General features: G+C 55.5%; 3 rRNA genes. All 3 read right to left on the bottom strand.

From position 1 onward, the window contains the following. Positions 1 to 46 precede the first annotated feature (46 nt). The 3 genes from rrf to G6N77_RS19285 all read right to left on the bottom strand — a co-directional run bounded on the left by rrf (position 47) and on the right by G6N77_RS19285 (position 5,640). Positions 47 to 163 (bottom strand): 5S ribosomal RNA (rrf, locus tag G6N77_RS19295). A 220-nt stretch (positions 164 to 383) separates the two neighbouring features. Next, positions 384 to 3,543 (bottom strand): 23S ribosomal RNA (locus G6N77_RS19290). A gap of 559 nt (positions 3,544 to 4,102) precedes the next feature. Continuing rightward, positions 4,103 to 5,640: ribosomal RNA gene (locus G6N77_RS19285) — 16S ribosomal RNA — on the bottom strand. Together the 16S, 23S and 5S rRNA genes form the textbook arrangement of a ribosomal RNA operon. Between the last annotated feature and the right edge of the window lie 182 nt (positions 5,641 to 5,822).

Raw genomic sequence — 5,822 nt, 5'->3', positions numbered from 1 at the left:
GGGAGGCCCCGCACTGTGTGGTGTGGGGCCTCGACCTGTTGGTGTTGTCCGGCGGTGTCCTACTCTCCCACATCCTCTCGAATGCAGTACCATCGGCGCTGTGGGTCTTAGCTTCCGGGTTCGGGATGGGACCGGGCGTTTCCCCCACGCTATGACCACCGTAACTCGTTCCCCAAACCATTGCTGGGTTGGGTGGCTTGTTGGGTGTTGTGGATCAACAGTATTCAATTGTACAGGGTTCCGTGCCGTGGTCGGGCCCGTGGTGCGGGGCGGCCAGGGCCTGGGTGTCCTGTGTGTTTTGGTTTCCTGTGGCAAACGGGTGGGTTTGTTGTTTGGGAACCACATAGTGAACGCGTGCATGCTTTTGTGTAAGGGTTTGTGTGTGTTTCAAGTTGTCGGCCTATTAGTACCGGTCAGCTTCACGAGTCTTTAGTCCTCGCTTCCACATCCGGCCTATCAACCCAGTGGTCTGGCTGGGGGCCTCCCGCACGTGATGTGCATGGAAATCTCATCTTGAAGCGGGCTTCCCGCTTAGATGCTTTCAGCGGTTATCCCATCCGAACGTAGCTAATCAGCGATGCACTTGGCAGTACAACTGACACACCAGAGGTTCGTCCGTCCCGGTCCTCTCGTACTAAGGACAGCCCTTCTCAAATTTCCTGCGCGCGCAGCGGATAGGGACCGAACTGTCTCACGACGTTCTAAACCCAGCTCGCGTACCGCTTTAATGGGCGAACAGCCCAACCCTTGGGACCTACTCCAGCCCCAGGATGCGACGAGCCGACATCGAGGTGCCAAACCATGCCGTCGATATGGACTCTTGGGCAAGATCAGCCTGTTATCCCCGAGGTACCTTTTATCCGTTGAGCGACGGCCATTCCACAATGTGCCGCCGGATCACTAGTCCCGACTTTCGTCCCTGCTCGACCTGTCGGTCTCACAGTCAAGCTCCCTTGTGCACTTACACTCGATACCTGATTGCCAACCAGGCTGAGGGAACCTTTGGGCGCCTCCGTTACTCTTTAGGAGGCAACCGCCCCAGTTAAACTACCCATCAGGCACTGTCCCTGACCCGGATTACGGGCCGAAGTTAGATGTCCAAAGTGACCAGAGTGGTATTTCAACGATGACTCCGCCACAACTGGCGTTGCGGTTTCACAGTCTCCCACCTATCCTACACAAGCCACTCCGAACACCAATACCAAACTATAGTAAAGGTCTCGGGGTCTTTCCGTCCTGCTGCGCGTAACGAGCATCTTTACTCGTACTGCAATTTCGCCGAGTTTATGGTTGAGACAGCGGGGAAGTCGTTACTCCATTCGTGCAGGTCGGAACTTACCCGACAAGGAATTTCGCTACCTTAGGATGGTTATAGTTACCACCGCCGTTTACTGGGGCTTAAATTCTCAGCTTCGCCAACAAGTTGGCTAACCGGTCCTCTTAACCTTCCAGCACCGGGCAGGAGTCAGTCCGTATACATCGTCTTGCGACTTCGCACGGACCTGTGTTTTTAGTAAACAGTCGCTTCCCCCTGGTCTCTGCGGCCCACACCCGCTCACGGAACGCATGGTTCCTTCACGGGGCAGGCCCCCCTTCTCCCGAAGTTACGGGGGCATTTTGCCGAGTTCCTTAACCATAATTCTCTCGATCGCCTTGGTATTCTCTACCTGATCACCTGTGTCGGTTTGGGGTACGGGCAGTTGGAACCTCGCGTCGATGCTTTTCTTGGCAGCATAGGATCACCAAATTCCCCAAAAGAGGGGTCCCGTCAGATCTCAAAGTCGTCACTAAAGACCACACCACGGATTTGCCTATGGTGTCTCCTACATCCTTGGACCGGGACTACCATCGCCCGGCTTGGCTACCTTCCTGCGTCACACCTGTTAATACGCTTACCTCCCCGGATCGGGTCCCGCGCGCACCACCAGCCTGGCCCCGAAGGACACGCACTGATGCTTTGGGCGGTTAGTATCACCGGTTCAATATGGGCGGTTCTTCACCGGTACGGGAATATCAACCCGTTGTCCATCGACTACGCCTGTCGGCCTCGCCTTAGGTCCCGACTTACCCAGGGCAGATTAGCTTGACCCTGGAACCCTTGATCATTCGGCGGACGGGTTTCTCACCCGTCTTTCGCTACTCATGCCTGCATTCTCACTCGTGCAGCCTCCACCGCTAGTTCACACTGCGGCTTCAACGCCTGCACGACGCTCCCCTACCACTCCAAACCCCTGAACCGGGCAAGCCCGGCTAGGGACATGTTTGAAATCCACAACTTCGGCGGTGTACTTGAGCCCCGCTACATTGTCGGCGCGGAATCACTTGACCAGTGAGCTATTACGCACTCTTTCAAGGATGGCTGCTTCTAAGCCAACCTCCTGGTTGTCTAAGCAATCCCACATCCTTTCCCACTTAGCACACGCTTAGGGGCCTTAGTTGGTGGTCTGGGCTGTTTCCCTCTCGACTATGAAGCTTATCCCCCACAGTCTCACTGCCACGCTCTCACTTGCCGGCATTCGGAGTTTGGCTGACGTCAGTAACCTTGTAGGGCCCATTAGCCATCCAGTAGCTCTACCTCCAGCAAGAAACACGCAACGCTGCACCTAAATGCATTTCGGGGAGAACCAGCTATCACGAAGTTTGATTGGCCTTTCACCCCTACCCACAGCTCATCCCCTCCATTTTCAACTGAAGTGGGTTCGGTCCTCCACGCGCTCTTACACACGCTTCAACCTGGCCATGGGTAGATCACTTCGCTTCGGGTCTAGATCACGCCACTGCAACGCCCTGTTCAGACTCGCTTTCGCTACGGCTTCCCCACACGGGTTAACCTCGCGACGTAACACTAACTCGCAGGCTCATTCTTCAAAAGGCACGCCATCACGGAAACAACTACCCCAAAGGGCACGCCCGCTCTGACGGATTGTAAGCACACGGTTTCAGGTACTATTTCACTCCCCTCCCGGGGTACTTTTCACCTTTCCCTCACGGTACTTGTCCGCTATCGGTCATTAGGTAGTATTTAGGCTTATCAGGTGGTCCTGACAGATTCACACGGGATTTCTCGGGCCCCGTGCTACTTGGGATCCCCACCAGGGAGTGCACTGCATTTCGGTTACGGGACTCTCACCCTCTACGGCAGGCCATTCAAAACCCTTCACCTATGCATGCACCATTCCCCCCACCAGTCCGGCAGAACTGGAACGGCAGGTCCCACAACCCCGACCATGCAACGCCCGCCGGCTATCACACATGGCACGGTTTAGCCTCATCCGCGTTCGCTCGCCACTACTAACGGAATCACTCTTGTTTTCTCTTCCTGTGGGTACTGAGATGTTTCACTTCCCCACGTTCCCCCCACACACCCTATATATTCAGGTGCGGGTCACCACCTCGCCTTGCAACGGGTGGCGGGGTTTCCCCATTCGGACACCCTCGGATCAAAGTTCGGTTATCAACTCCCCGAGGCTTATCGCAGATTCCTACGTCCTTCTTCGGCTCCTAATGCCAAGGCATCCACCGTGCGCCCTTAAAAACTTGACCACACACAAGCAGCCAACTCACAGGCAACAACACACAAAGCGCCGCACCCGCAAGATTTCATACTTCATTTATCGAGAGAACCACGGAAAACTCAAAGAGCTTCCCAGGTTCATTCATGTCTCAAAGAAATTGCTTCCTTATAAAAGATGCTCGCGTTCACTATGTAGTTCTCAAACAACAACCCCACCACACACCAACCCGCCAAAAGCACCCAACAACCCCTCCCACAAGGAAGAACCACCGGACACCGCCTGGCAGGCGGCCATGCGCAGGAAACCAGGAAACAAACCAACACGCTAACGTGTCGTTGTCCCAGGACCCAACAGTGTGCCAAACGCCACCCGCCAGAACAAGCCAACCCATAAAGAAACGTTCCCCGCACCCACAAAGCGGCTGCTGTACTGATTTCGGATTGCCCCGTGCCGGCAGGCACCTGCTTCATTGATATTCCACCCTTGAGCAATCCACCGAGAAACAATCGTTCTCGCAATGGATTATTCTCCTCACGCCACCAGCGCGTTCCCTGCGGAACGCCCCGTGTCCGTGTGGTGCTCCTTAGAAAGGAGGTGATCCAGCCGCACCTTCCGGTACGGCTACCTTGTTACGACTTAGTCCCAATCGCCAGTCCCACCTTCGACCACTCCCTCCCTTGCGGGTTGGGCCATGGGCTTCGGGTGTTACCAACTTTCGTGACTTGACGGGCGGTGTGTACAAGGCCCGGGAACGTATTCACCGCAGCGTTGCTGATCTGCGATTACTAGCGACTCCGACTTCATGGGGTCGAGTTGCAGACCCCAATCCGAACTGAGACCGGCTTTTTGGGATTAGCTCCACCTCACAGTATCGCAACCCATTGTACCGGCCATTGTAGCATGCGTGAAGCCCAAGACATAAGGGGCATGATGATTTGACGTCGTCCCCACCTTCCTCCGAGTTGACCCCGGCAGTCTCCCATGAGTCCCCGGCATAACCCGCTGGCAACATGGAACGAGGGTTGCGCTCGTTGCGGGACTTAACCCAACATCTCACGACACGAGCTGACGACAACCATGCACCACCTGTAAACCGGCCGCAAGCGGGGCACCCGTTTCCGGGCGTTTCCAGTTCATGTCAAGCCTTGGTAAGGTTCTTCGCGTTGCATCGAATTAATCCGCATGCTCCGCCGCTTGTGCGGGCCCCCGTCAATTCCTTTGAGTTTTAGCCTTGCGGCCGTACTCCCCAGGCGGGGCACTTAATGCGTTAGCTACGGCGCGGAAAACGTGGAATGTCCCCCACACCTAGTGCCCAACGTTTACGGCATGGACTACCAGGGTATCTAATCCTGTTCGCTCCCCATGCTTTCGCTCCTCAGCGTCAGTTAATGCCCAGAGACCTGCCTTCGCCATCGGTGTTCCTCCTGATATCTGCGCATTTCACCGCTACACCAGGAATTCCAGTCTCCCCTACATCACTCTAGTCTGCCCGTACCCACCGCAGATCCGGGGTTGAGCCCCGGACTTTCACGGCAGACGCGACAAACCGCCTACGAGCTCTTTACGCCCAATAATTCCGGATAACGCTTGCGCCCTACGTATTACCGCGGCTGCTGGCACGTAGTTAGCCGGCGCTTCTTCTGCAAGTACCCTCAACCAACACAAGTGCTGGCCTTGTTCCCTACTGAAAGAGGTTTACAACCCGAAGGCCGTCATCCCTCACGCGGCGTCGCTGCATCAGGCTTTCGCCCATTGTGCAATATTCCCCACTGCTGCCTCCCGTAGGAGTCTGGGCCGTGTCTCAGTCCCAGTGTGGCCGGTCACCCTCTCAGGCCGGCTACCCGTCGTCGCCTTGGTAGGCCATTACCCCACCAACAAGCTGATAGGCCGCGAGTCCATCCAAAACCAACAAAAGCCTTTCAACCCCCCACCATGCGGCGGAAAGTCGGCATCCAGTATTAGACCCAGTTTCCCAGGCTTATCCCAGAGTCTTGGGCAGGTTACTCACGTGTTACTCACCCGTTCGCCACTAATCCCCGGTGCAAGCACCGGTTCATCGTTCGACTTGCATGTGTTAAGCACGCCGCCAGCGTTCATCCTGAGCCAGGATCAAACTCTCCGTTAATAAAACAAACAGACACACACAACCACACCGGAAAAAGATGCCAGCCATGTGCACTAAATTCGAAACCAGCTAAACAGCCATGCATCACCACAGGGGCGGCAACACACAACCAAATAACCAATCCATCAAACAATAAATTGGTATCAATAAAACTTGGCACACTATTGAGTTCTCAAACAACA

Source organism: Arthrobacter silviterrae (assembly GCF_011045165.1).
Lineage (GTDB): Bacteria > Actinomycetota > Actinomycetes > Actinomycetales > Micrococcaceae > Specibacter > Specibacter silviterrae.
The sequence above is the reverse complement of the archived record's forward strand: the minus strand, read 5'-3'. Positions and strand labels throughout refer to the sequence as shown.